Below are 26297 nucleotides of genomic sequence, written 5' to 3'. Positions count from 1 at the left end.
GGAATCGGAAGGCCCGGAAGCCACCGACGACTGAATCGGTTGCACCACCGGCATCCGCCTGTCAATATCGACGCATGGGCACGAAGACACAGCCGGTGCTGGACGACATCTCGAAGCGGATCATCGAGCTGCTCCAGGAGGACGGCCGGCGCCCCTACGCCGAGATCGGGCGGGAGGTGGGTCTCAGCGAGGCCGCCACCCGCCAGCGCGTGCAGCGCATGACCGATGCCGGAACGATCCAGATCGTCGCGGTCACCGACCCCCTGCAGCTCGGATTCCACCGGATGTCGATGATCGGCATCCGCGTCACCGGCGACCCGCGTGCGGTCGCCGAGCAGCTCACCGAGATCACCGAACTCGCCTACGTCGTCGTCACCCTCGGCAGCTTCGACATCCTCGTCGAGGCCGTGTGCGAGAGCGACGCCGACCTGCTCGAACTGATCGCGACGCGCATCCGCACCATCCCCGGCATCGTGCACACCGAGAGCCTGCTCTACGCCGGGCTCTACAAGGACCTCTACAACTGGGGAACGCGCTGACCGCGCACCTCATCCACTGAGAGAACCAACTGAGAACAAGGGAGCGCGCATGGGAACCACCGTCTTCGAACGCCGCCGCCCGCAGGACTCCGTCATCGACGAGTCCCTGCGCGACACCTCGTTCGCCGTGTTCTGGCTCGACGACGTGCAGCGCACCGAGTACCCGACACTGACCGGTGCGATCGAGGCCGACCTCGCGATCGTCGGCGGCGGGTACGCGGGGCTGTGGACCGCGATCCGCGCCAAGGAGCGCGACCCCGATCGCCGGGTCGTGCTCGTCGAGGCGTCGCGCGTCGCGTGGGCGGCCTCCGGCCGCAACGGCGGGTTCTGCGAGGCGAGCATCACCCACGGTCACGAGAACGGCGTGAACCGCTGGCCCGACGAGATCGCGCAGCTCGAACGGCTCGGGCTCGAGAACCTCGACGGCATCGCCGACACCGTCGCGCGCTACGGGATGGATGCCGAGTTCGAACGCACCGGGCAGCTCGCCGTCGCGGTCGAACCGCACCAGGTCGAGTGGCTGCGCGAGGAGGACGGATTCCTCGACCAGGATGCCGTGCAGGCCGAGGTGCACTCCCCCACGTTCCTCGCAGGCGCGTGGGAGCGCGACACCACCGCCCTCGTGCACCCCGCCAAGCTCGGGCTCGAGCTCGCCCGCGTCGCGACCGACCTCGGCGTGGAGATCTACGAGCGCACTCTCGTGCAGGACATCCTCGGCGACGGATCGGGCGCGATCACCGTCGAGGCCCGCGACGGCCGGGTCGTGGCGGATGCCGTCGCGCTGGCCACGAACGTCTTCCCCTCGCTGCTCAAGCGCAACCGTCTGATGACGGTGCCCGTGTACGACTACGTGCTGATGACCGAGCCGCTGAGCACCGAGCAGCTCTCCTCGATCGGGTGGCGGAACCGGCAGGGCCTCGCCGACAGCGCCAACCAGTTCCACTACTACCGGCTCACCGCCGACGACCGCATCCTGTTCGGCGGCTACGACGCGGTCTACCACTACGGCGGCAAGGTGCGCCCCGAGTACGAAGACCGGATGGAGAGCCACCGGCGGCTGGCCTCGCACTTCTTCACCACGTTCCCCCAGCTCGAGGGGCTGCGCTTCACGCACCGCTGGGCCGGGGCGATCGACTCGTCGAGCCGCTTCTGCGCGTTCTTCGGCACCGCACGCAAGGGCCGGGTGACCTACGCCACCGGGTTCACCGGACTCGGTGTGGGCGCGGCGCGGTTCGCCGCCGACGTCATGCTCGACAAGCTCGCGGGCGAGGAGACCGAACGCACCGCGCTGCAAATGGTGCGGCAGCGCCCGGTGCCCTTCCCGCCCGAACCCGCCGCCGCGGTGGGCATCAACCTCGTGCGCGCCGCGATGGATCGCGCCGATCACAACGGGGGCAAGCGCAATCTCTTCCTCAAGACGCTCGACGCGCTCGGCATGGGATTCGACTCGTGAGCGACACGATCCCCGACGAGGGGCTCACCCCCGAACCGGCCGAGGGGCTCACCCCCGAACCGGCCGAGGGGCTCACCCCCGGCACGGGAGCGGATGCCGCGACCCTCGCGCTCGTGCACGTGCCGCTGCCGGCATCCGACGTCGTCTCGGGCGACCCGACCACCGCCGTGCACCCGCTCGCCCTGCTCGGGGGCACCGAGATCGGCATCTGGGAGATGACGCCGGGAACGGCATCCGACACCGAGACCGACGAGGTCTTCGTCGTGCTCTCGGGCCGGGCGCGCATCGCCTTCGACGACCCCGATCTGCCCGATCTCGACGTCTCCCCCGGCTCCGTCGTGCGCCTGGCCGAGGGCCAGCGCACGGTCTGGACCGTCACCGAGACCCTGCGCAAGATCTACATCGCCTGAGACGAGCCGATGCTCGGGCTCAGCCGACGCGGGTGACCTCGGCGTGCGGCATCCGCTCGCGCATCACCCGGATCGCCTCGGGGTTGTCGTCGACCAGCACGCTGTCGCGCCCCAGCGCCGATGCGACCGCGCCGGTCGTGCCGCTGCCGGCGAAGAGGTCGAGTACCCGGTCTCCGGGACGGCTCGACGCCCGGATGATGCGTCGCAGGATGCCCTCGGGCTTCTGCGTCGGATACCCCGTCTTCTCGCGCCCGGTCGTCGGCACGATCGTGTGCCACCACACATCGGTCGGCAGCTTTCCGCGCGCCGCCTTCTCGGGCGTGACGAGGCCGGGGGCCATGTAGGGCTCGCGGTCGACCTCATCGGAGTCGAAGAAGTACGCGCGCGGATTCTTCACGTACACGAGGATCGTGTCGTGCTTGGTGGGCCAGCGGCTGCGCGACTTCGCGCCGTAGTCGTAGGCCCAGATCAGCTCGTTGAGGAACGAGTCGCGTCCGAACACCGCGTCGAGCATCACCTTCGCGTAGTGCGCCTCGCGGTAGTCGAGGTGCAGGTAGAGCGTGCCGTCGTCGGCGAGCAGTCGCCACGCCTCCTCGAGACGCGGCATGAGGAAGTCGCCGTAGTCGTCGAAGCGGTCGTCGTAGGTGCGCAGCATCCCGCGCACCCGCTCGTAGCGGTGGCCGTGGAAGCCGTGGCGGATCTCGGCGGGCGCGGTCTCGGCGGGCGGGGTCTCGGCGTCCGGCCGGTCATAATTCAGGACGGATGCCTCCGAACCCGCCGATTCCGGGTCGATCTGCCCCTCGGCATCCGATTCTTCCGGAATTGTGCGCGTCCGCGTCGCGGTGACGATCTGCCGTTCGCGCGCGCGGCCCGTGTTGAAGGGGGGATCGAGGTACACCAGCGTGAACGAGGCATCGGGCAGCGCGCGCACGGCGGCGAGGTTGTCGCCCTCGAGGATCGACACCGACCCGACCCGCACCGGTGCGATGGAGACGTCCTGTTCGATCGGGACGGGCGGAGTGGGTACCGGGTCGGTCACGGCACCCGGTGCAGCCACGCGTCGGTCGAGAACTTCGTCTCGACCAGCTCCTCGGCCGCAGCGTACTCGTCGTCCGCGACCGTGCCGTCCTCGGCCGCGGTGAGCGAGCGGAAGGTCTCGATGAAGCGGTCGATGATCTCCTCGCGGCTGAGCCCGGTCTGGCTGCGCAGCGGGTCGACGCGCTTGGCCGCCGACGTGGTGCCCTTGTCGCTCAGCTTCTCGCGGCCGATGCGCAGCACCTCGGTCATGACCTGGCCGTCGAGGTCGTACGACAGCGAGGCGTGGTGGAGCACGCCTCCGTTGGCGAGACGCTTCTGTGCGGCCCCGCCGATCTTGCCGGTCGAACTCGCGATGTCGTTGAGGGGGCGGTAGACCGCATCGATGCCGAGCGAGCGCAGCGCCTGCAGGGCGAAGTCGTCGAGGAACGCATACGAGTCGGCGAACGTCATGCCCGCGACGAGGGATGCCGGAACGTACAGCGAGTACGTGATGATCTGCCCCTCGGGGATGAGCATCGCGCCGCCGCCCGAGATGCGGCGGACGACGTCGAAGCCGTGACGCGCGGCGCCCTCGGGGTCGACCTCGTTGCGGTACGACTGGAACGATCCGATGACGACCGCCGAGCCGTCCCACTCCCAGATGCGCAGCGTCGGGCGACGTCGTCCCTCGCCGACGCGCGAGGTGAGCACCTCGTCGAGCGCGAGGTTCATGGCCGGCGAGACCGCCTTGTCGTGCACGATCTCCCAGTCGAAATCACGCCATCCCGGAGCGGTGACGAGCGCGCGGCGCACGACGGTTCCGACGGCCTCCGGCGTGAAGCCGAGAAGCTGAGCCCCCTCGGGGAGCGCATCGCGCACGGCCGCCGCGATCACGGAGGCATCCGATTCGACCGGCAGGCCGTTCACGGCGTCGTTGATCGCATCGAGCGCCGTGTCGGGCTCGAGGAAGAAGTCGCCCGCGAGCCGGAACTGCGCGATCCTCCCGTCGTCGACCTCGAGGTCGACGACGACGAGCTTTCCTCCGGGGACCTTGTATTCACCGTGCACCTCCCCAGCCTACGGCCGACGGGGGTTGTTGGTCGCGGTCGAAGTTGTGGGGCCCTTCGACAAGCTCAGGGACCCAGGTCCAGAAACTGGGTCGCTGAGCCTGTCGAAGCGTCCCCGCACGCGAAACGGGGTCAGCGGCCGAGGACGATGGCGCGCTCGCCGGCGCGGATGGGTGCCGTGAAGCGGTTGCCCGCGGGCGGGAGCGGGCACACGAACTGGTCGGAGAACGCGCACGGCGGCAGGTACGCCCGGTTGAAGTCGACCACCGCGGTGCCGTCGTCATCGGGCTCGTCGATCGCGAGGAAGCGGAACGGGAACGTCTCGATGCCGTTGGTCCCGTCGGCGAACACGGCGCCGAGGCCACCGCGCACGTTGCGCGTCACGGTGAGCTCGTGCGCGACCCCGCGGATCTCGAACCGCAGCCGCCCGGCGATCAGAGCCTCGTGCTGGTCGCCGTCGATCGCGACGATCGTGATCGACTCGTCGGTGGCGGGCTCGAACGTCGCCGGCAACCGCCAGGCGGGATCGGGACGGTAGGCGTCGATCGCACTGAACCGCTCGCGCTGCGGGCGGGCCGGGTTGAACACCCGCAGCGCCACGGTCTCGCGCCGCGGGAACACCCGCAGTTCGCGTCGCCCGAAGCGCAGCGCCTCGCCCCGGCGCAGGGTGACGGTGGCCCCGGCGACCCCGAGCTCGGTGCCGCGGATCTCACCCTCGGCACCGACCGCCCAGAGCCCCGGCACGTTCTCGACCGCGGCGGGTTCGGAGATCAGCCAGTTCGTGGACTCCAGGGCCGACGGGCCGTAGTCGGCGCCCGCCACGCGTTCGCGTTCATCGTGCCACGCACGCCAGTCGCTCTCGAAGCTCATCGGACCCTCCTCCCGTCGCGAGGAGGGTCGTGCGGGGGCACGTCTCCTCGGATGCCCGCGGAATGTTGCCCTGAATCTACGGCGGGGGCGGAGCTTCCGTCGGGCGGGTGTCATGCACCTTCACCCGACGTCATCCGGCGTCATACCGTCACTCGTGGGGGCGGCCCCACCGAGAGTACGCTCAGCGCCGGGGGATGTGCGTGTCGAGCCAGGCGAGGGTGTCGGCGCGCACCTCGTCCTGCTGCAGCTCGGCGAAGATCTCGTGCCGGGCATCGGGGTAGACGAGGGTCGTCACATCGGTGAAGCCCGAGCGGCTGCGGTACTCGTCGGCGAGCTTGTGCACGCTGCGGGGGCCGCCGACCGGGTCGTCGCGCCCGACGAGCAGCAGAAGGGGGATGTCACGGCCACCCGTCGTCCGCAGGTCTCGGCGCGGGCGCCCGTAGAGCTTGGCGGCTTCGATCGGCCCGAACAGCTTCAGCAGCGGCTCGCCCGTGGTGAGCGGGTCGATCTCGAACGCGGCCCACACCTCCGGGTCGCGGCTGAGCCACTCGTAGCCGGTGGCGTCAGGTCCCGCCCAGCGGGCGTTGAGAGGTGCAGCGCTGAGCGATCCCGGCATCCGCAGCGCCGACCCCGACAGGATCACGGCATCGAACGCCTCGGGATGCTCGTTCAGCAGCATCTGCGCGAGGAACGATCCCCACGAGTGCCCGAGCAGCACGAGCGGCAGGTCGGGGTTCTCGTCGCGGATGATGCCGGTCAGCTGCCAGACGGCATCCTTCGCGGCGCGGAGCCCGCCCTTGCCCAGCCGGCCCAACCGCGCGGGCCCGCCGTGCTGGCGGATGCCGGTGCGGCCGTGGCCGCGGTGGTCGTCGGCGTAGACGGTGAAGCCCGCCGCGGTGAGCGCGGCGATCAGCGCACCGTAGCGACCCGCGTGCTCGCCGACCCCGTGCAGCAGTTGCACGACACCCCGGGGCGTCGTGGCCGCCGGGTGCACGTCGTAGACGATGGCGATGCCGTCGGCATCCGTGAACTCTCGGGTATCCGTCACGCTGCGAGCCTACCGACCGTGGGCGCGGCTCACAGCCCGAGGGCGGAGCGAACCGCGAAGGCGGTGTCGCGGTCGGTGACCTCGTACCCGCCCACGCCGTCGGAGGCCGAACCCATGCGCACGCCGCCCTCGGCGGTGACGGTGCGCTTGGCCGAGAAGTGCAGGGCGTCGACTCCGGTACCGGCGAGCTCGGCGGCGTTCACGGCGCCGACGCCGCTGCCCGCCATGATCTGGATGCGTCCGTCGGCGCGGGCGACGAGCGCGCGGAGGGTGTCGATGCCGTCGATCGCGGCGGATGCTCCGCCCGAGGTGAGTACGCGTCGCAGACCGAGCGCGATCGCGGCGTCGAGGGTCGCGAGCGGGTCGGGGCTGACGTCGATCGCGCGGTGCAGGGTGACCGATGCTCCGTCGGCCGCGTCGCGCAGCCGGGCCATGGCGTCGACGTCGAGCACACCGTGCGCATCGAGAGCACCGATCACGACGCCCTCGGCCCCGGCCTCGATCGCGCGACGCACGTCGCGCTCGCAGATCGCGATCTCCTCGTCGGTGTAGTGGAAGTCGCCGCCGCGCGGGCGCACGAGCACGTGCACCTCGACATCTGCCTCGCGCGCCGCCTCGACCGAGAGTTCGAGCGTGGCGGGCGACGGGGTGAGGCCGCCGAGCGCCAGCGCGGTCGCGAGTTCGACGCGCGCGGCGCCGACCTCTCCGGCGATGCGCACTCCGGCGGGATCCTGCACGGCGATTTCGAGAGCGGGCGTTCGGGTCACGCGCTCCATTCTGCCGTTCCCGCCCCGCGCGTCTATTACTTAGATAGACTAACTAAGTAATGACTTCGCCTGACGACTCCCTCCAGCTCACCGCCACCGAGTTGCGCATGGCCACGTTCCGGCTCGCGCGACGCCTGCGCTGCGCCCGCGCCGCCGACTCCATGAGCGATGCGCAGCTCGCCGTGCTCGCCGACCTGCGCATGAACGGTCGCCGCACCATCTCGACCCTCGCCGAGCGCGAACGGGTGACCGCCCCCTCGATGACCAACACCATCAACGGCCTCGAGGAGCAGGGCTACGTCACCCGCGCCGTCGACGAGGACGACCGCCGCCGCGTGCAGGTCGAGATCACGGATGCCGGCGCCGAACTCGTCGTCGAGACCATCCGCCGCCGCGACGTGCTGCTGGCCGACATGCTCGCCGACCTCGACTTCACGGAGGACGAGCTCACGACGCTGCGCGAGGCGAGCATCCTGATGCGACGGGTGACCGACCGATGAGCGCGATGTTCCGTTCGTTCGCGAACATCAACTACCGCATCTGGTTCGCCGGCGCCCTGGTCTCGAACGTCGGCGGCTGGATGCAGGCGACCGCGCAGGACTGGGTCGTGCTCACCGAGCTCACCGACAACGACGCGGCGGCCATGGGCTTCACCATGGCACTGCAGTTCGGCCCGCCGCTCGTGCTCGTGAGCCTCACCGGATGGGTGGCCGATCGGTTCGAGCGTCGCCGCATCCTGCTCGCGACCCAAAGTGCACTGCTGCTGCTCGCGATCGCCGTCGGCGTGCTGCTGTTGAACGGCCTCATGACCCTGCCGATGATGTTCGGGTTCGCACTGGGGTTCGGCATCGTGAACGCCTTCGACGCCCCGGCGCGCCAGGCCTTCGTATCCGACATGGTGTCGGCATCCGACACCTCCAACGCCGTCGCCCTGAACTCGGCCTCGTTCAACCTCGCGCGCATGATCGGGCCCGCCGTCGGCGGTCTGCTGATCGTGGCGATCGGGTCGGGCTGGGTGTTCATCGTCAACGCGGCGACGTTCCTGGCGATGATCCTCGCGCTCGGCCTGTTGCGCACGAGCCTGCTCGCGAAGCGGCCCAAGAACCGCGGGCGGGGTGGACTCGCGGCGGGCTTCCGCTACGTGTGGGGCCGCAGTGACCTGCGGGTCGTGTTCGTGACGGTGTTCCTGATCGGCGCGTTCGGCATGAACTTCCCGATCTTCGCCTCGACCATGGCCCTCGAGTTCGGGGCCGGAGCAGACGGCTACGGCGTGCTGTCGTCGATCCTGGCGATCGGCTCTCTCGCCGGCGCCCTGCTCGCCGCGCGGCGCGATCGGGCGCGGGTGCGCGTCGTGATCCTCGCGGCCGGAGGCTTCGGCGTCGCCGCGTTCGTGTCGGCCGCCATGCCCACCTATCTCACCTACGGCATCACACTGATGTTCACCGGGTTCATGATCGTGACGCTGCTCACGACCGCGAACGGCTACGTGCAGATCACGACCGATCCGGCGCTGCGCGGGCGCGTGCTGGCTCTGTACATGGCGGTCATCATGGGATCGACCCCGGTGGGCGCACCGATCGCCGGATGGGTGGCGGATGCCTTCGGTCCCCGCACCGCGATCATGCTCGGCGGTACGGCGGGGCTCGTCGCCTGCGCGATCGGCGCCATCTGGGTGTTCACGTCCGGGCGTCTGCATCGCGACGAGAATCGACGCTTCCTGCTCACGCTCGACGAGACCCGCCCCCTCAGCGTGATCGACGAGGTCGACCCGGTGGAGTTCAGCGACGAGGCCGCGGTCACCACGCCCATCCGCCACCCGAAGGACCCCGAGGCGCCGTAGGCCCCGGCATCCGTCGCGACATCCGTCACGGCATCCGTCGCGTGCGCGTGCGCAGAACCGCACGGACCGGTGCCGAATGTCGACTCCGGGCGTTCATCACCGGCATTTCGCACCGATCGGTGCAGGGACAGCGGAACGGGTGCGGTGAGTGCAGTAAGGCGAGCCTTGTCAATGGGGTCTTCGGATGCCGTGACCCGCGCGTAACGTCGCGCCCATGGACGAGAACACGGAACACACCCCGCACGCGGAAGACCCGGCCGAGGGCGCGGAGCGCGTCGGCGTTCCGGAGTCCGGACAGGGCGGCGCCATCCAGGGCGACAGCTCTCACGGCGACTCCCCGCGCGGCGCTCTTCAGGGCGATGCCGACGAGGACGCCCCGGGCGACGAGCACGGCAACCAGGGCGCAGCCCAAGGCGGAGCGCTCCAGGGCGACAGCTCGCACGGCGACTCCCCGCGCGGCGCCATCCAGGGCGACGCCGGGCCCGATCGCGAGGCGCCTCTCGGAGGCGACGAGACCACGGAGCGACAGCTCCAGGCCGACAACGAAGCGGAAGAGGACACCCTGAAGCTCCTCGACCCCGATAACCCGCCCGCGTAGTCCCCAGCTTCGCCGGCGCGCGCGTCATCCCCCGTGACGCACGAACCACCCCCTCGAGAGCGAGCCACCCGCATGCGGGAGGCCCCGGAGGGGGTGGTTCGCGCTGTGGGCGGGTGCGGGCTCAGCGCAGGGGCGGCCACTCGTCGAAGCGGTACGTGAGTCCGAGACCGAGATCCTCGTCGGCCTCCCCCAGCTCCTGACGGATGTCGTACGTGTCGCCCCACCACGAGGGGCTCTCGATCGCGACGACCAGCCGGTCGACGTTCTGCCGCTGGTCGACCTCGAGGGTGAAGCCGTCGGCATCGGTCCACCCGTAGCCGCGCTCGGACGGCCTCCAGCCGAGTTCGCTCAGCCGGGAATCCCATGCGTCGTCGTACGAGTCGAAGCCGGTGGGCGTCGTCTCCAGGGCGAATCCGACCTCGAAGACGTAGCACTCGGCATCCGATCCCCCGCAGGCGCCGTACGACGAGGCGAAGGCCGGTCCTCTCACCCAGCCGCCGTTCTCGTCGCGCACGCGCCAGTCGTCCTCGGCGATCATCTCTCGCACCTCCGAGAGCTTCTGCTGCGTGAGGGTGTAGTTCACCTCGGCACGGTCGGCCTGCGCGGAGATCGGCAGCGCCTCAACCTGCGCCACCGTGTCGCCCGCGGCATCCGTCTGCAGCGCCGTGACCTGCACGCCGAGCGCCACCGCGCCCACGAGCAGGGCGGGCACCAGGAAGGCCGCGTTCCACGAGACCGCGTCCCAGGCGCCGCCGCGGGTCGGCGCTCCCGGGCGCGGCGGCGGCTGAGCGATGCCGAGCAGCAGCACCGCGAGCCACGACAGCGCCGCGATGACGACCGCTCCCACGAAGATCCCCTGCTCGTAGGTCGACGAGAGTCGGGCGGGAACGAGGCTGCCGAGCAGCGTCTCCAGCGGCCCCGAGTCGCCGGCGTCCTGCATCGTGATCGTGAAGGCGACCCACGCCCACCAGTTCACGAACAGCAGCCAGACGAGCGGGGCGGGAGTGGTCGTGTGCCCGCGCTTGCGCAGGATGAATCGCGGCAGCATGCCGAGCAGCCCCATCGCCGGGATGAAGATCGGCGACGTGAACATCAGGATCAGCGTGCCCCACCCGCCTCCGCCGAGGAACCCGTGGAACACGAAGAACACCGGCAGCAGCCAGCTCATCACCGGCCAGAGCGCCCAGACGAAGCCGCGGATGCCGCCCGATGCCGGGCGCGGTTGCGGTGTGGGCAGGTGCCAGGGCGGTGCTCCGGCCGCCACGGCATCAGGATTCTGATATGCCATCGGTTCCCCCTCCGCCGACAGCCTAACGATGTCGGCGTCGACGGAGGGGACGACGTACGGATGCCGCGGCGCTACGCGCCCAGCACGACCCGGAGCTGTTCGACCGCCCAGTCGAGCTCGGTCGCGCGGATCACGAGCGGCGGGGCGATGCGGATCGTCTGACCGTGCGTGTCCTTCACGAGCACACCGCGCTCGAGGAGCTTCTCGGCGATCTCGCGACCGGTGCCCTTCGCGGGGTCGATGTCGACACCCGCCCAGAGACCGGCGATGCGCACCGCGGTGACACCGTGCCCGATGAGCGGTTCGAGTGCCGTGGCGAGGTGGGCGCCGAGGGCGCGGGCGCGCTCCTGGAACTCGCCCGTCTCGAGCATCTCGACCACGCGCAGACCGACGGCCGCCGCGAGCGGGTTGCCGCCGAAGGTCGAGCCGTGCTCGCCCGGACGGATGACCCCCAGCACGTCTTCGTTCCCGACGACCGCCGACACCGGCAGCAGTCCGCCGCCGAGGGCCTTGCCGAGCAGGTAGAGGTCGGGCACGACGCCCTCACGATCGCTCGCGAACGTCTCGCCCACGCGGCCGAGTCCCGACTGGATCTCGTCGGCGATGAAGAGCACGTTCTTCTCGTCGCAGATCTCGCGGATGCGACGCAGATACCCCTCGGGCGGGATCACGACGCCGGCCTCACCCTGGATGGGCTCGACGAGCACGGCGGCCGTGTCATCCGTGATCGCGGCGGCGATGGCATCCGCGTCCCCGTAGGGCACGATGTCGAAACCGGGCGTGTACGGGCCGAAGCCGTCGCGCGCCTGCTCGTCGTCGCTGAAACTGACGATCGTCGTCGTGCGGCCGTGGAAGTTGCCGCCCGCGACGATGATGCGGGCCTTGCCGTCGGCGATGCCCTTGACCCGGTAGCCCCAGGCGCGCGCGACCTTGATGCCGGTCTCGACCGCCTCGGCGCCCGTGTTCATCGGCAGCACCAGGTCTTTGCCGGCGAGCTTCGCGAGGGCGGCGGCGAACGGCTCGAGCCGGTCGCTCTGGAACGCACGGCTGATGAGTGTCACGCGACCGAGCTGCTCGGTGAGGGCAGCGACGAGCGCCGGATGCCGGTGCCCGAAGTTCACGGCCGAGTAGGCGGCGAGCAGGTCGAGGTAGCGCTTGCCCTCGACGTCCGTCACCCACGCACCGTCTCCGCGCGCGATGTTCACCGGCAGCGGGTGGTAGTTGTGGGCGACGTGCGTGGTTGCCGTCGCCACCGCGTCGGTCGTCACTTCGCGCCCCGCAGTTCGAGCGTGCAGCACTTGATGCCGCCACCGCCGAGCAGCAGCTCGGAGAGGTCGACGGTGATCGGGTTGTAGCCGCGCTCGCGCAGCTGCTTCGCGAAGCCCTTCGCGCGCGGCGAGATGATGACGTTGTAGCCGTCGCTCGCCGAGTTGAGGCCGAAGACGGCGCCGTCCTCGTCCGACACGAGGATCGCGTCGGGGAAGCGCTCCTCGAGGATCGCGCGGCTCGCATCGTCGAAGGCGCCCGGCAGGTACGCGATGTTGGCGCGCTCGGGGCCGCCGTTCTCGATGCCCTGCACCGGGTCGAGCACCGCGATGGCCGTGTCGAGGTGGTAGAAGCGCGGGTCGGTGAGGTTGAGGGAGACGACCTCGCGGCCGAAGACCTCGCCGACCTCGCGGTGGCTGTCTCCGGTCGACCGGAAGCCGGTGCCGGCCAGGATCACGTCGCCGACGAGCAGGAAATCGCCCTCGCCTTCGTTGACCTCCTTCGGCATGACCGTGTCGTAGCCGGCCCGGCGGAACCACTCGGCGAACGCGGGCGCCTCGCCCTGGCGCTCGACGAAGCGGAACTCGGGCACGTACGCGCGGCCGTCGATGAGGAATCCGCCGTTGGCCGTGTAGACCATGTCGGGGTAGCCGGCGAGCGGCTCGATGAGCTCGACCTCGTGGCCCAGTTCGATGTAGAGGTCGTAGAGCTTCTGCCACTGCGCGACCGCGTTGGCGGTGTCGGTCGGCTTAGACGGCTCCATCCACGGATTGATGGAGTAGTTGACCGTAAAGTGCTCGGGCTTGCACATCAGGTAGCGGCGGTGGTGCGCGGTGCGCGCGGGGGCGGATGCCACGGCGGTCTCAGGCGTCGACATGGATGCTCCTCGAATGAACGGGTGCGGCGGACGCTGTCCAGGGGCCCGGCGGAAGTTCGACCCGGGACTCTTCTCAGAGCGGGGACGGGGAAGATGCGACTCGGGCACGCCGGTTTCATTGTGCCATCCGTGGGCTGTGGGGTGCCAGAGCGCCGGGGGTTCGGTTGATTCGCGTTTCGAATCGCCGGGGTCCCGCGGTGAGGGGGCAGCCTCAGATCACCTCGGCGAAGACCGGGTCGGGATTGCCGAAGCGGTGGGCGGTGATCGAGATCGCCTGCTCGTGCACGAAGGGCAGCAACTCGATGCGACCGGCCGAGGTCACCTCGCCGTCGTAGACCGCGAGGTCGGGATCGCCGTCGACCGCGCGGGCGAGCGCCGCGTGCGCCGCCGCCACCGCGGGGCGCGATCCGATCAGGCGGATGCGCGCGGCCCGGGCCGTGAGCACCCCTTCGCCGTCGGCATCCGATTCCGATCCCGAGCCGCTCACGCGCGCGAGCCACTCGTCATCCGTCTCGAGGAACACCGCCGCGTCGAGATCGCCGAGCGCGTGGCGCACTCCGGCCGGCAGCCCCGCCGAGACCGACAGCACGAAGCCCGCACCGGCCCGCACCGCGGCGAGCACCGTGCGCAGCACCTCCTGCAGCGGAGCATCCGCCGTCGCCCGCAGCTCGACGGGCAGCGGGCGGTACCGGAAGAGGTTGCGTTCGACGCCCAGCCGCGAGACGTCGCGCACCTGGCCGAACTCGCGGTCCCAGGCGAGGGCGTCCGACAGGGCCGACCGCCGCAGCCACTCGAACGACTCGAAGTCGAGAGAGGGCTGGGCCGACTCGATCAGGGCGGTGATGCGCGAGTCGAGGCCGCGCAGGTGCAGCGTGCTCGACGGGGTGGATCCGGGACGCGAGCGCCACGATCCGAGGCCGATGAGGTAATTCGGACCGCCGGCCTTCGTACCGGGACCGACCGAGGAGCGCTTCCATCCCCCGAACGGCTGACGCTGCACGATCGCCCCGGTGATGCCACGGTTCACGTAGAGGTTTCCGGCCTGCACGGTATCGAGCCACGTCGCGAGATCGCCCGGGTCCTGGGTGTGCAGGCCCGCGGTCAAGCCGTAGGCGACGGCGTTCTGCATCTCGATCGCGGCCGACAGCGTCGGCGCGTACATCACACCGAGCACCGGCCCGAAGAACTCCTCGAGGTGGAACCGCGACCCGGCCCGCACGCCGACGCGCACTCCCGGGGTCCACAGGCGTCCGCTACCGTCGTCGTCCGCCGAGAGCGACGGTTCGATGAGCCACTTCTCGTCACCCTCGAGCTGCGACAGCGCCCAGGCCAGCTTGCCCTGCGGCTTCTCGATGACGGGCCCGACCTCGGCGAGCGGGTCGGTGGGCCATCCGACGTGCAGCGAGCGCACGGCATCCGACAGCTGCCGGGCGAAGCGCTGCGAGCGGCCGACCGGCCCGACGAGGATCGCGAGCGACGCCGCCGAGCACTTCTGCCCCGCATGACCGAAGGCGCTCTTGACGAGGTCGGCGACCGCGAGGTCGAGGTCGGCGGAGGGGGTGATGATGATCGCGTTCTTGCCGCTGGTCTCGGCGAGCAGCGGCAGGTCGGGGCGCCACGAGCGGAAGAGCGCCGCCGTGTCCCACGACCCGGTCAGGATCACGCGATCCACCGCCTCGTGGGTGACGAGCTGCTGGCCGAGCGCGCCCTCCTCGATGTCGACGAGCGCGAGCACGTCGCGGGGCACGCCCGCCTGCCAGAGCGCTTCAGCGATCACGGCGGCGCACCTCCGCGCCTGCGGCGCCGGCTTGAAGATCACGCCCGATCCCGCGGCGAGCGCGGCCAGCACTCCGCCGGCGGGGATCGCGACGGGGAAGTTCCAGGGCGGGGTGACGACCGTGACGGATGCCGGAACGAACGCCGCCCCCGCGATCGCATCGAGCTCGCGCGCGGTCGCCGCGTAGTAGCGGGCGAAGTCGACGGCCTCGCTGACCTCGACGTCGGCCTCGGCGAAGACCTTGCCGGTCTCGGATGCCGCGACCTCGATCAGTTCGCCGCGACGGGACTCGAGTGCGGCGGCCGCCCGCAGCAGCACCTCGGATCGATCGGCGGCGGGGCGGGAGCCCCAGGAGGGCGCGGCATCCCGCACCGTCGCGACGATGCGCTCGAGCTCGTCCCCCTCATCGATGCGGGCCGTGGCGAGGGTGTCGTCCCCGGCGGTCGAGGTGGCGATGCGTTCGCGGATGCCGCGTGCCCACTCGCGGTTGGCGGGGAGCGCCGGGTCGCTGTCGACCGCGTTCGTGAAGCCGGGCGCACCCGCCGTCTCGTCGACCAGCTCGCGGGGCGCGTAGACGGCGGTCTCGAGGAATGGCTCGCCCTCGAATCCGTCGTCGCCGGTCGATCCGCGCGAGATGCCGAGCACGGCCTTGGTGAGGTCGACCTCGGGCTGCGGGGCCGCCGGCAACGGACGCACGGACTCGTGCATCGGGGCGAGCCGGTCCTGACGCCTGCGGGGACCGGTGCGCAGATTCGGGTCGGTCGAGCGGTCGAGGGCGTCGAGGAAGCGATCCTGCTCGCGCTCGAACAGGGTCTCGTCCTCGCCGAGCTGGAATGCCGCCGAGAGGAAGTTCTCGCTCGACGCGTTCTCCTCGAGACGGCGCACGAGATAGCTGATCGCGACATCGAACTCGGCGGGTGCGACGACCGGCACGTAGAGCAGCACGGGGCCGACCTCGCGCGAGACCGCCTGCACCTGCCCCTGAGCCATGCCGAGCAGCATCTCGAACTCGACCTGGTCGCGCACTCCGCGCTCGCCCGCGAGCAGCCAGGCGTAGGCGATGCCGAACAGGTTGTGCCCGGCGATGCCGAGGTGCACGGCCTCGGTGCGTTCGGGCTGCAGCGCCCAGTCGAGGCAGCGGAGGTAGTTGGCATCCGTGTCGAGCTTGGTGTCGTAGGTCGCCGGAGTCCACCCGTGCATGGTCGCCTCGACGCGCTCCATGGCGAGGTTCGCGCCCTTGACGAGACGGATCTTGATGGGGGCGCCGCCGTGGGCGACGCGGTCCTGCGCCCAGGCGGTGAGCTCCTGCAGGGCGGGCAGGGCGTCGGGCAGGTACGCCTGCAGCACGATGCCGGCATGCAGGTTCGCCAGGCGCGGGTCCTCGAGGATGCGCGTGAACACCGCGATCGTCAGGTCGAGGTCGCGGTACTCCTCCATGTCGAGGTTGATGAAGGTGGGGGCGCCTGAGCCTGTCTCCCCCTGGGTCCCTGAGCCTGTCGAAGGGCCCGCCGCCGTCAGGTACAGCGGCAGCAGCCGCTCGACCACCCGGTCGACGACCTCGTCGAACGCCCACATCGAGATGTGGCTGACGACGGCCGAGACCTTGACCGAGACGTAGTCGACGTCGGGGCGGCGGATCAGATCGTGGATGCCGTCGAGCCGGCGCTGCGCCTCGCCCTCCCCGAGCACGGCCTCGCCGAGCAGGTTGAGGTTGAGGCGGGCGCCCGATTCGCGGATCTTCGCGATCGCCGGGCCGAGCTTGGCCGGGCGGGCATCGACGACGAGGTGCCCCACCATCTCACGCAGCACGCGGCGGGCGATCGGAACGGTCGGGGCGGGGAGCACCGGGGCGATCCCGCCGCCGAGCTTCACCGCGCCGCGCAGGTACCAGGGCAGGAAGTCGGGCACGATCGGCGCGATCCGATGCAGACGGGATGCCGCTGCGCCCAGGCTCTCGGGCCGCATCACACCGTCGACGAAACCGAGCGTGAAGGGCAGGCCGTTCGCGTCGCGCAGCACCCCGGCGAGGCGTGCGGCGGCGGGATCGACGTCGGCCGCCGCGGCCTCGATCACCCAGCGACGGGCGAGCTCGACGGCCCGGTCGGCCAGAGGAGCGGATGCCGCGGCATCCGAAGAAGGAGACGACGACTCTGCCATGTCTCTCACCCTAGGGCGGAGGCGGTGTCTCGGCCCGCTGGCTCGCCCGTGATTCCGCGGGTGGCGCCCTGTCAGTTCCAGACGCTCGGAGCCTGATCGCGCACGGGCGGCAGGGCGGATGCCGCGGCCCACTCGTGCACCCACGCATCGATCTCGGGCACGCCCTCGGGCTTGCCGACCGCGGCGAACAGCTCCTCGTTCGACACGGTGCCGCCGGAGCGGCGCAGCATCCTCGCCCGCACGATCGCCCGCGCATAGATCTGACCCTTCACGACCGCGCGGTGCTCGAGGAACAGCGCCCGATCGTCGTGCCCGATGAACCGCGACTGCACCTCGAACCGCTGCCACGGCACGAGCGACCTGCGGAAGGTCACCGTTTCGCTCGAGACCACCGCGTACCAGCGGTTGTCCTTCATCGCGTCGAACAGCCCGGTGCGGATGAGCAGATCCCAGCGCCCGAGGTCGAACAGCGACAGGTAGCGGCCGTTGTTCATGTGCCGCAGGACGTCGATGTCGGTCGGCAGGGTCGTCAGACGGATGCTGCCCACCGCCGTCGGATCGAGGGTCTTGCCCCGCCGCACGCGGGAGCGAGCACGGAAGATCACCAGGAGGGTGCGCCAGATCACGTTCACGAGGAATGATCGTATTCATCCGCGCACGATCCGCGAAGATCATTGTCGAGATCCTCCATGCCCTCGTGGGCGGCCATCGACGGCATCCGCTCGATTTCCGGATAGCGGATGCCGCGCGTAGAGTCACGAACATGAGCGCCGAAGCCCAGCCCGAAGTCATCGTCCGTCCGGTCCGTGATGTGGACGCGGAAGCCCTCGGTCGCGTGCACGCCCAGTGCTGGCACGAGACCTACGACCACCTGATCAGCAAGGCCGCCCTCGAGAAGGTGTCGCCGCGCCGCATGGCCGAGCTGTGGACGCACTGGGCCTCACAGGGCCCCGACTTCACGATGCGCGCCGCCCTCGTCGACGGCGAGATCGTCGGCTTCGCCGGCTCCGGTCCCGCCCGCGACAAGGACGCCCCGGGGCTGCGCGAGCTGTACTTCATCTACCTGCTCGATGCCTGGCACTCCACCGGCATCGGCCAGAAGCTCTTCGACGCCACCGTCGAGAAGGACGCCCCGCTCTACCTCTGGGTCGCCGAGGACAACCCCCGCGCGCACCGCTTCTACGCGCGCAACGGCTTCACGCTCGACGGCGCCACCCACACCGAACCGTTCCTCGGCGAGACGCTGACCGAGGTGCGCTTCACGCGCTGAGCATCCGTTCCTCGGGCGCCGAGACCCACCACGATCGTCGAGACCCATCACCGCCCACGTCGGGCGTGATGGGTCTCGACGTTTTCGGTGGGTCTCGACGCTTTCGGGGGTCGCGGCGATCGCAGGGGTGCGCGGGGCTACCGCCCCGACACGTTGCCGAAGACCTTCGCGATAGGGGCGAGCACCAGGGGGCGAGCCGCCACCCACGCGCCGGCGATCACCACGAGCGACACCACGAACACCCAGAAGCCCGTCCACGTCACGGCATCCTGAGACGCGTACATGTGGTTGAGGTTGCGCAGGAATCCGGTCAGGATCACCAGCGCCACGTGCGCGATGATGAACGCCACGAAATACAGCATGATCGGGAAGTGCAGCGCCCGCGCCCACTCCACCGGGTACGCCTTCGAGAGCTTCTCGGCCTTCTTGGGCCACAGCCCCGACATCCGGAAGCCGGTGATCGCCGCCAGCGGGGCAGCGATGAAAACGGTCGCGAAGTAGGCGAGCTGCTGCAGACTGTTGTAGTTGTTCCAGCCGTTCTCGTGCGGCCAGTCGAACGACACGTACTGCAGGGCCGCCGACAGCGCATTCGGGAAGACCTCCCAGCTCGTCGGCACGATCCGCACCCAGTGCCCGGTGACGATCAGCAGCACCACGAACACGACACCGTTCACGAGCCACAGGATGTCGAGCGCCTGATGGAACCACAGCGTCAGGCTGATCTTGCCCTTGGGATTTCCCCGCGGCGCCCAGAACACGGTCGGCCGCTTCTCGGTGCGCACCCGCAGACCCGAGCGGATGATCAGCACCATCAGGAACACGTTGAAGAAGTGCTGCCACCCGACCCACGGCGCGAAGCCCGGCTCGACGGCGATCGGCGAGGTGTACTCGCCGGGGAACGCCGCGAGGAAGTCCTGCATGAACGGGAAGCTCAGCAGCGTGCGCACGAGCGCGACCGCGGCCGCCGCGAGAACACCGAGGGCTGCGGCACCGAACAGCACGGCGATGCCCTGCGTCCAGGTCGGGCGCGGACGAGCGGATGCGGCGGCCGCGGTCGCGATTCGGCGCGGGGCAGTGCCGTTCCAGGCCGTGGGAGGGCGGGGCGGGGCGGTCGCGGTGACGACGAGTGCCGCGCGGGGGGACGCTTCGACGAGGTCATCGACCCGATCCTGCTCAGCGACCCCGTCCTGCTCAGCGGGCCCGTCGGGTTCGACGGGACGAACCTGGGTCCCTGAGCCTGTCGAAGGGCCCCGCCCCGCGACGGTGCCGGCCGGCGGCCAGGGCTCGCCGCCCGGAGTGCGCGGGAGACCACGGCGGATGCCGGACGTGACGGGAGTCTCGTGGGCGGACGCTTCGACAGGCTCAGCGACCCGGTTTCGTTCAGCGACCGATTCCTGCTCAGCGACGGGCTCCGGATCAGGGACCGGGTCAGCGACCGGCTCGGACACCTGGGTCCCTGAGCCTGTCGAAGGGCCCCGCCCCGCGGGAGCTCCGACCGGTGGCCACGGCTCTCCACCCGGCGTGCGCGGGAGTCCGCGACGGAGGGAGCTCGGCGTCTCGTGGGGGGACGCTTCGACAGGCTCAGCGACCCACTCCGTCTCAGCGGGAAGAACCTGGGTCCCTGAGCTTGTCGAAGGGCCCCGCTCCGCAGAAACCTGGGTCCCTGAGCCCGTCGAAGGCACCCACCCCGCCGAGGCGCCCGCCGGCGGCCAGGGCTCTCCCCCGGGTACGCGCGGCAGACCGCGACGCAGCATCCGCCCCTCCTGAGCCTCGGAGACCATGGACTCCCCTACTTCCGGGCCTCGAGGGCGGCGATCACCTGAGGCACGATCGTGAACAGGTCGCCGACGATACCGAAATCGGCGACGTCGAAGATCGGGGCCTCGCCGTCTTTATTGATCGCCACGATGGTCTTGGAGGTCTGCATGCCCGCGCGGTGCTGGATCGCACCCGAGATGCCGAGCGCGACGTACAGCTGCGGCGACACCGAGACACCGGTCTGCCCGACCTGGTGCGACTGCGGGATGTACCCCGCGTCGACGGCGGCGCGCGAGGCGCCGACCGCGGCGCCGAGGGCATCGGCGAGTTCCTCGACGAGCACGAACTTCTCCTTCGAGGCGAGTCCGCGTCCACCCGAGACGACACGGGTCGCCCCGCGCAGTTCGGGCCGCGACGAGGCCTGCTCGACGGCTTCGATCGGGCCGACGGATGCCGCGGCGACCCCCGACCCGGCGACGTCGAGCACCTCGACCGAGGGGGAGGCGACGGCCTCGGCCCGGGCATCCACCGCGCCCTGACGCACCGTGATGACCGGCGCGCCGTAGGTGGGAGCGGAGTCCACGAGGTACGCGCCGCCGTAGACGGAGTGGTGCGCGACCACGCCCTCGTCGTCGCGCGACACCCCGATCGCGTCGACCGACAACGCGAGCCCTGCGCGCACGGCGAGACGGGCGGCGGCGTCGCGTCCGGCGATCGAGTTCGACACGAGCACCGCGTCGGGCTGCACCCGCTCGAACGCGGCCTGCAGGGCGTCGACCACGGGCACGGTGAGGACGGCGGCATCCGCATCGGCCGTGAGCACGACGGATGCTCCGAGCGCGGCGACCTCGGCGGCGGCATCGGAGGAGCTGCCCACGATCACGGCGACCGGCGCACCGATCGTCGAGGCCGCGCCGAGCAGCGCGGCCGTACTCGAGGCGGGAGCACCGGCAGGGTCGACGTCGACGAGCACGAGGATCGGGTTCTCGGGGTAGCCCATGTCACACCAGCCTGTTCTGCACGAGGTAGTCGACGAGCTGCTGGGCGGCATCGCCCTCGTCGGTGATCTTGACCCCCGCCGCACGCGGGGGCTTCTCGGCGACCGCGGTCATGATGGTGCGCGGCGCCGCGGAGGGATCGGCCGAGACGTCGAGGTCGGCGAGCGAGAGCACTTCCACCGGCTTCTTCTTCGCGGCCATGATGCCCTTGAAGTTCGGGAAGCGGGCGTCCGGCAGCGCCTCGGTGATCGAGATCACGGCCGGCAGCGCGGCGCTCACCGTCTGCGACCCGAAGTCGGTCGCGCGGGTTCCGGTGACGGCATCCGCGCCGATCTCGACCGTCGTGAGTGCCGTCGCCTGCGCCCAGCCGAGGTGCTCGGCGAGCATCGCGGGGATGACCCCGCCCGAGCCGTCGGTCGACAGGTTGCCGGTGATGACGAGGTCGGGGGCGCCGCGGCGGATCGCGGCGGCGAGCACCTCGGCGGTGAGACCGAGGTCGGCGCCGGTGAGCTGCTCGTCGGCGATGTGCACTGCGGATGCCGCGCCGATCGCGAGCGCACGTCGCACCGTGGCGGTCGACCCCTCGGGGGCCATCGAGATGGCGACGACCTCCGTGCCCTCGCTCGCGTCGGCGTGGCTCAGGGCGACCTCGAGGGCGCGCTCGGTGATCTCGTCGAGCACCACGTCTCCGGCGGCCCGATCGGCCAGCCCGGTCTCCAGGTTCAGCTTGCGGTCGCCGTAGGTGTCGGGCACCTCTTTGACCAGGACGAAGATCTTCATCGATTGCTCCTCACGACTGTGTCGATTCTAGTCCTGCGGCACTGCGTCTCAGCTTCGATGAAACTGAGAACCAGCGGTGACGGCATCCGCTCGGCGGCGCGCGCGCCGAGTACCGTAGAGGCGTGGCCCGTCCCCGCCCCCTGCCCGTGGATCCGCTCGCCGAGGCGAAGCGGCAGTGGCTCGCGCACGGATGGACGGATGCCGCCGACGGCATGGCCGTCGTGACCTCGGTCATGCGGGCGCAGCAGCTGCTGCTCGCCCGCGTGGATCAGGCCCTCAAGCCCTTCGCACTGAGCTTCGCGCGCTACGAGGTGCTGCGCCTGCTCGCGTTCAGCCGCGAGGGGCGCCTGCCCCTGTCGAGCGTGGTGGCACGCCTGCAGGTGCACGCGACCACCGTCACCAGCACCGCCGACCGTCTCGTGCGCGACGGGCTGATCGTGCGCGAACCGCACCCGCACGACGGCCGCGCCGCCCTGCTCGCACTCACCGTGGCCGGTCGCGACCTGGTCGAGCGGGCCACCGCCGCGCTCAACGCCGACGTGTTCGCGTCTCCCGGCATCGATCGCGACGACGCGGCCGAGCTCGTCGCGATCGTCGCGCGCCTGCGCAAGGATGCCGGCGACTTCACCGACCCCCGCCCGACCCCGGAGCCCCTCTGACATGGCGCAGTTCGTGCTCGAGACCGTGATCGCCGCTCCCGTCGACGCGGTGTTCGCGGCATCCCTCGATCCCGAGCTGCACGTGCGATCGATGGCGGCGCACGGCGAGACGATGGTCGAAGCTCCCGCCGGCGGGGCGTTCAGCGAGGGCTCGACGGCCACCTGGCGGGCGCGGCACTTCGGCATCCCGTTCCGGTTGCGGTCGCGGGTGTTCGACATCGATCCCCCGCGCGGGTTCCGCGACCGGCAGATCTCGGGGCCGTTCGGGTCGTTCCTGCACGTGCACTCGTTCGCGGAGCATCCGCGGGGCACCCTCATGCGCGACGTCGTGACGTTCCGCTCGCCGTTCGGCCCGATCGGGCGCGCGGTCGACGCACTGTTCCTGCGCGAGTACATGCGTCGCGTGATCGCCGCGCGCAACCGCACCCTCGTGGCGGAACTCGAGAACCCCTGATCCCGGCGTACCCTGTGCGCATGAGAGAGCTGCGCATCCACACGACCCTCCCGGCGGGCGGCCCGGCGACCGCCATCGTCCTCACCGATGAGCAGGTCGAATCGTTCGGCGCGGGCAAGGCCTTCCCGGTGGCGGTGACGATCGGCGAGCGCACCGCTCGACTGCGTCTCAGCCGCATGGGAGGGCGCAACCTCATCGGCCTGAGCAAGGCGTCGCGCGCCGAACTGGGCGTCGAGATCGGCGACGAGGTCGACGCCGTCATCCGCCTCGACGCCGCTGAGCGCACCGTCGACGAGCCCGCCGAACTCACTGCCGCCCTCGACGCCGACCCCGCGCTGCGCGCCGCCTTCGACACCCTCGCCTACTCGGCCCGCAAGGAGCACGCTCGCGCGATCGCCGAGGCCAAGCAGGAAGCCACCCGCGAGCGCCGCCTCGCCAAGATCGTCGAGTCGCTGCGGGGCTGAGGCGGGCGCGGGAGTCATCTGTTCCGGAAGTCGGGCTGCCGCTTCTCACGGAACGCGGCCATGCCCTCCTTCTGATCCTCGGTGTCGAAGAGCAGCGCGAACGCCTGCTTCTCGTGCGCGAGGCCGTCGGTGAGCGAGGTTTCCATCGCGGTGTCGAGCGCGGCCTTCGCGGCGTAGAGCGAGGGCAGCGACTTCGACGCGATCGTCTCGGCCAGCGTCGTCGCCTCGGCGAGCAGATCGGATGCCGGCACCAGCCGCGAGACCAGACCGATCCGCTCGGCCTCCTCGGCGCCGATGATCCGCCCCGAGAGCACGAGTTCGGCGGCCTTGTAGTACCCGACCGCACGGATGAGCCGCTGCGTTCCTCCCATACCGGGGATCACGCCGAGGTTGATCTCGGGCTGCCCGAACTTCGCGGTGTCGGCGGCGAGGATGATGTCGCACATCATCGCCAGCTCGCATCCGCCGCCCAGTGCGAAGCCCGAGACCGCCGCGATCACGGGCGTGCGCACGGCCGCGAAGTCGCTCCATGCGCCGAAGTGGTCGGTGGCGAGCATCTCGGCCGACGACATGCCCTCCATCTCCTTGATGTCGGCACCCGCGGCGAAGGCCTTCTCGGACCCGGTGACCACGATCGCCCCCACGCCCTCATCGGCGTCGAACGCGACCGCTGCGGCCGTGACCTCCTCCGACACCCGGCCGTTCAGGGCGTTCAGGGCCTGCGGTCTGTTCAGGGTGATCCACCCCACGCGTCCGCGCTGCTCGACCAGGATCGTCTCGTACTCGGTCATGTCTCTCCTTCGTCGCGTGGTCTTCAGTATCGCGCCCGCGTCCTTCGTCTCGCTCCACTCGCTCAGGAACGGGGTGCGGAGTCGCGGATGTCGGCGATGATGCCGGAGAAGTCGCGGCCGGCACCGTCGCCCGCGGCGTAGGCGGCGTAGAGCTGCTGGGCGAGCCGACCCATGCGGGCATCCGTCGAGGTCTGCTCGATCGCCTGCAGGGCGAGCCCGAGATCCTTGGCCATCAGCGCACCGGCGAAGCCCGGCTGATAGTCGCGATTCGCGGGACTCGTCGGCACCGGACCCGGCACGGGGCAGTTGGTGGTGATCGACCAGCACTGACCGGATGCCTGCGACACCACGTCGAACAGCGCCTGATGTTCGAGCCCCAGCCGCTCCCCCAGCACGAACGCCTCGGCGACGGCGATCTGCGACACGGCGAGCACCATGTTGTTGCACACCTTCGCCGCCTGGCCGAGCCCGGAACCGCCGCAGTGCACGATCCTCTTACCCATCGCCTCGAGCAGCGGAAGGGCAGCGGCGAAGTCCTCGTCGCTGCCGCCCACCATGAACGCGAGCGTGCCGTTCTCGGCTCCCACGACCCCGCCCGAGACGGGAGCGTCGATGTTGCGGTGCCCCGCGGCGAGCGCGAGCGCGTGCGCCGCGCGCGCCTCGTCGACCGCGATCGTCGACGATTCGATGAACAGCGTGCCGGGCCGGGCCGCCGCGAGCAGCCCGCCGTGGTACGCGTCGAGCACGTGCTTCCCGGCGGGGAACATCGTGATGACGGCATCCGCATCGGCTGCGGCGTCCGCCCCGCTGGCCGCGATCGGGATGCCGGCGGCCCGCGCCGCATCCGCTGCCGCGGGCACCGGGTCGAACCCCTGCACCTCGTGCCCGGCCTTCACGAGGTTGACCGCCATCGGCAGGCCCATGTGGCCGAGACCGAGGAAGGCGATGCGGCTCATGATGCGCTCCGCATCGAAGCCGATCCGGAGGGCCGCAGCATCTCGCGCCCGACGATGAGCCGCATGATCTCGTTCGTGCCCTCGAGGATCTGGTGCACCCGCAGGTCGCGCACGACCTTCTCGATGCCGTAGTCCTGCAGGTACCCGTAGCCGCCGTGCAGTTGGAGCGCGCGGTTGGCGATGTCGAACCCGGCATCGGTCGCGAAGCGCTTGGCCATCGCGCAGCGCATCGTCGCGTCCGGCGCCTTCGCGTCGACCGCCGCCGCGCCGTCGCGCACCATGAGTCGCGCGGCCTGCAGTTCGGTGCGCATGTCGGCGATCTGGAACAGGATCGACTGCTTCTCGGCGAGCGGCTCGCCGAACGCGACCCGCTCGTGCACGTATCGCACGGCCCGGTCGAGCGCCCACTGCGCGCCGCCCAGCGAGCAGGCGGCGATGTTGAGGCGTCCGCCGTTGAGGGCGGACATCGCGATCGCGAAACCGCGCCCCTCCTCGCCGAGCAGAGCGGATGCCGGCACCCGCACTCCGTCGAAGATCACCTGGCGCGTGGGCTGCGCGTGCCACCCCATCTTCTTCTCGAGTGCGCCGAAGCCGAGCCCCTCGGCATCGCCGGGGACGAGGATGGCGCTGATGCCACCGGCACCGGGGCCGCCGGTGCGCGCCATCACGACGTACACCGCGGCCTCGCCCGCGCCGGAGATGAACTGCTTCACGCCGGTGAGCACGTAGTCGTCGCCGTCGCGCACCGCGCTCGTGGCGATGTTCGCGGCATCCGATCCGGCGCCCGGCTCGGTGAGGCAGTAGCCGCCGAACTCCGCCATGGCGGTGAGATCGGGCATCCACCGGGCGATCTGCTCGTCGCTGCCGTAGGTGTCGATCATCCACGCCACCATGTTGTGGATCGAGATGTACGCCGCGACCGCGGGGTCGCCCTGCGCGAGCTCCTCGAAGATCGCGACGGTGTCGGTGCGGCTGAGTCCCGTGCCGCCGGACTCCTCGCGTACGTAGATGCCGCCGAGGCCCAGCTCGCCGCCGCGGCCCAGCGACTCGCGGGGGAAGATGTGCTGCTCGTCGCGCTCGAGCGCGTGCGGGGCGAGCTCGATCTCGGTGAACTCGCGCACGGCCTCGAGGATCGCGTCGCGCTCGTCGGCGGTGAGGGGAGTGGTCACGTCGGTCATGGTCATCATCGACTC

At 70.7% G+C, this 26297-nt stretch carries 26 protein-coding genes; 10 read left to right on the top strand and 16 right to left on the bottom strand.

Annotation, left to right across the window (positions count from 1 at the left end):
* Positions 1-74 precede the first annotated feature (74 nt).
* The 3 genes from KZC52_RS13270 to KZC52_RS13260 are packed head-to-tail and all read left to right on the top strand — an operon-like array spanning position 75 to position 2402.
* The gene (locus tag KZC52_RS13270) at positions 75-539 is read left to right on the top strand and encodes an Lrp/AsnC family transcriptional regulator (RefSeq protein ID WP_247624519.1); all 465 of its coding nucleotides are present in this window, start codon (positions 75-77) and stop codon (positions 537-539) included.
* 49 nt (positions 540-588) lie between these two features.
* Positions 589-1992 (top strand): NAD(P)/FAD-dependent oxidoreductase, encoded by a 1404-nt coding sequence (locus KZC52_RS13265; RefSeq protein WP_247624518.1) that lies wholly within the window; start codon positions 589-591, stop codon positions 1990-1992.
* Complete coding sequence (locus KZC52_RS13260; RefSeq protein ID WP_247624517.1) at positions 1989-2402, top strand: cupin domain-containing protein; 414 nt, start codon at positions 1989-1991, stop codon at positions 2400-2402. Before KZC52_RS13265 ends, KZC52_RS13260 begins: the two co-directional genes overlap by 4 nt.
* Positions 2403-2421: 19 nt before the next feature.
* Here KZC52_RS13260 and KZC52_RS13255 read toward each other — a convergent pair whose 3' ends face one another.
* From KZC52_RS13255 to KZC52_RS13235, 5 genes are all read right to left on the bottom strand, one after another.
* Positions 2422-3366, bottom strand: coding sequence for a DNA-methyltransferase (locus tag KZC52_RS13255; RefSeq protein ID WP_372491582.1), 945 nt, complete (start codon positions 3364-3366; stop codon positions 2422-2424).
* Positions 3367-3437: 71 nt separating this feature from the next.
* Positions 3438-4487, bottom strand: coding sequence for a lipoate-protein ligase LplAB (lplAB, locus tag KZC52_RS13250; protein ID WP_247624516.1), 1050 nt, complete (start codon positions 4485-4487; stop codon positions 3438-3440).
* A gap of 131 nt (positions 4488-4618) precedes the next feature.
* Complete coding sequence (locus KZC52_RS13245; protein WP_247624515.1) at positions 4619-5356, bottom strand: DUF1684 domain-containing protein; 738 nt, start codon at positions 5354-5356, stop codon at positions 4619-4621.
* Between the two features lie 181 nt (positions 5357-5537).
* Positions 5538-6404, bottom strand: coding sequence for an alpha/beta fold hydrolase (locus KZC52_RS13240; protein ID WP_247624514.1), 867 nt, complete (start codon positions 6402-6404; stop codon positions 5538-5540).
* A 29-nt stretch (positions 6405-6433) separates the two neighbouring features.
* The gene (locus tag KZC52_RS13235) at positions 6434-7171 is read right to left on the bottom strand and encodes a copper homeostasis protein CutC (RefSeq protein ID WP_247624513.1); all 738 of its coding nucleotides are present in this window, start codon (positions 7169-7171) and stop codon (positions 6434-6436) included.
* 59 nt (positions 7172-7230) lie between these two features.
* On the opposite strand from KZC52_RS13235, the gene KZC52_RS13230 reads away from it, so the two are divergent.
* The 3 genes from KZC52_RS13230 to KZC52_RS13220 all read left to right on the top strand — a co-directional run bounded on the left by KZC52_RS13230 (position 7231) and on the right by KZC52_RS13220 (position 9609).
* Positions 7231-7671, top strand: a complete 441-nt coding sequence (locus KZC52_RS13230) for a MarR family winged helix-turn-helix transcriptional regulator (protein ID WP_247624512.1) — start codon at positions 7231-7233, stop codon at positions 7669-7671.
* A gap of 5 nt (positions 7672-7676) precedes the next feature.
* Positions 7677-9011, top strand: coding sequence for an MFS transporter (locus KZC52_RS13225; RefSeq protein ID WP_247624511.1), 1335 nt, complete (start codon positions 7677-7679; stop codon positions 9009-9011).
* Between the two features lie 214 nt (positions 9012-9225).
* Entirely contained in the window at positions 9226-9609 is a 384-nt protein-coding gene (locus KZC52_RS13220; protein ID WP_247624510.1) for a hypothetical protein, read from the top strand.
* Between the two features lie 121 nt (positions 9610-9730).
* On the opposite strand, the gene KZC52_RS13215 is transcribed toward KZC52_RS13220, so the two are convergent.
* The 5 genes from KZC52_RS13215 to KZC52_RS13195 form a co-directional block, all read right to left on the bottom strand.
* A complete protein-coding gene (locus tag KZC52_RS13215; protein ID WP_247624509.1) occupies positions 9731-10897 on the bottom strand; it encodes a hypothetical protein in 1167 nt (388 codons plus the stop codon).
* Positions 10898-10968: 71 nt separating this feature from the next.
* A complete protein-coding gene (rocD, locus tag KZC52_RS13210) occupies positions 10969-12165 on the bottom strand; it encodes an ornithine--oxo-acid transaminase (protein ID WP_247624508.1) in 1197 nt (398 codons plus the stop codon).
* Positions 12162-13040, bottom strand: coding sequence for a dimethylargininase (gene ddaH / locus KZC52_RS13205; protein ID WP_247624507.1), 879 nt, complete (start codon positions 13038-13040; stop codon positions 12162-12164). Before ddaH ends, rocD begins: the two co-directional genes overlap by 4 nt.
* 211 nt (positions 13041-13251) lie before the next feature.
* A complete protein-coding gene (locus KZC52_RS13200; RefSeq protein WP_247624506.1) occupies positions 13252-16974 on the bottom strand; it encodes a proline dehydrogenase family protein in 3723 nt (1240 codons plus the stop codon).
* A gap of 71 nt (positions 16975-17045) precedes the next feature.
* On the bottom strand, positions 17046-17606 hold the full coding sequence (locus tag KZC52_RS13195; protein WP_247624505.1) for an acyl-CoA thioesterase: 561 nt from the start codon (positions 17604-17606) through the stop codon (positions 17046-17048).
* 131 nt (positions 17607-17737) lie between these two features.
* On the opposite strand from KZC52_RS13195, the gene KZC52_RS13190 reads away from it, so the two are divergent.
* Positions 17738-18244 carry a GNAT family N-acetyltransferase gene (locus KZC52_RS13190; protein ID WP_247624504.1) on the top strand — a complete coding sequence of 169 codons (507 nt, stop codon included), beginning with the start codon at positions 17738-17740 and terminating at the stop codon, positions 18242-18244.
* Positions 18245-18381: 137 nt separating this feature from the next.
* Here the strand turns inward: KZC52_RS13190 and KZC52_RS13185 are convergent, their stop codons facing one another.
* The 3 genes from KZC52_RS13185 to KZC52_RS13175 form a co-directional block, all read right to left on the bottom strand.
* Positions 18382-19692: a cytochrome b/b6 domain-containing protein gene (locus tag KZC52_RS13185; protein WP_308194260.1), complete on the bottom strand. Its 1311-nt coding sequence runs from the start codon at positions 19690-19692 to the stop codon at positions 18382-18384.
* 341 nt (positions 19693-20033) lie between these two features.
* Positions 20034-21002, bottom strand: a complete 969-nt coding sequence (locus KZC52_RS13180; protein WP_247624502.1) for an electron transfer flavoprotein subunit alpha/FixB family protein — start codon at positions 21000-21002, stop codon at positions 20034-20036.
* A gap of 1 nt (position 21003) precedes the next feature.
* Positions 21004-21780 (bottom strand): electron transfer flavoprotein subunit beta/FixA family protein, encoded by a 777-nt coding sequence (locus KZC52_RS13175; protein ID WP_247624501.1) that lies wholly within the window; start codon positions 21778-21780, stop codon positions 21004-21006.
* Between the two features lie 122 nt (positions 21781-21902).
* Here KZC52_RS13175 and KZC52_RS13170 point away from each other — a divergent pair, with 122 nt between their 5' ends.
* The 3 genes from KZC52_RS13170 to KZC52_RS13160 are packed head-to-tail and all read left to right on the top strand — an operon-like array spanning position 21903 to position 23357.
* On the top strand, positions 21903-22439 hold the full coding sequence (locus tag KZC52_RS13170) for a MarR family winged helix-turn-helix transcriptional regulator (protein ID WP_247624500.1): 537 nt from the start codon (positions 21903-21905) through the stop codon (positions 22437-22439).
* 1 nt (position 22440) lies between these two features.
* Positions 22441-22893, top strand: a complete 453-nt coding sequence (locus KZC52_RS13165) for an SRPBCC family protein (RefSeq protein WP_247624499.1) — start codon at positions 22441-22443, stop codon at positions 22891-22893.
* Between the two features lie 20 nt (positions 22894-22913).
* Positions 22914-23357, top strand: coding sequence for a YdeI/OmpD-associated family protein (locus tag KZC52_RS13160; protein WP_247624498.1), 444 nt, complete (start codon positions 22914-22916; stop codon positions 23355-23357).
* Between the two features lie 14 nt (positions 23358-23371).
* Here KZC52_RS13160 and KZC52_RS13155 read toward each other — a convergent pair whose 3' ends face one another.
* The 3 genes from KZC52_RS13155 to KZC52_RS13145 all read right to left on the bottom strand — a co-directional run bounded on the left by KZC52_RS13155 (position 23372) and on the right by KZC52_RS13145 (position 26288).
* On the bottom strand, positions 23372-24148 hold the full coding sequence (locus KZC52_RS13155; RefSeq protein ID WP_247624497.1) for an enoyl-CoA hydratase-related protein: 777 nt from the start codon (positions 24146-24148) through the stop codon (positions 23372-23374).
* Positions 24149-24210: 62 nt separating this feature from the next.
* Positions 24211-25104: a 3-hydroxyisobutyrate dehydrogenase gene (gene mmsB, locus KZC52_RS13150; protein WP_247624496.1), complete on the bottom strand. Its 894-nt coding sequence runs from the start codon at positions 25102-25104 to the stop codon at positions 24211-24213.
* On the bottom strand, positions 25101-26288 hold the full coding sequence (locus tag KZC52_RS13145; RefSeq protein WP_247624495.1) for an acyl-CoA dehydrogenase family protein: 1188 nt from the start codon (positions 26286-26288) through the stop codon (positions 25101-25103). Before KZC52_RS13145 ends, mmsB begins: the two co-directional genes overlap by 4 nt.
* Positions 26289-26297 lie beyond the last annotated feature (9 nt).

It is taken from the genome of Microbacterium galbinum, assembly GCF_023091225.1.
GTDB lineage: Bacteria > Actinomycetota > Actinomycetes > Actinomycetales > Microbacteriaceae > Microbacterium > Microbacterium galbinum.
Note: the sequence above shows the minus strand (reverse complement) of the source record. Positions and strands in the feature narration are given on the sequence as shown.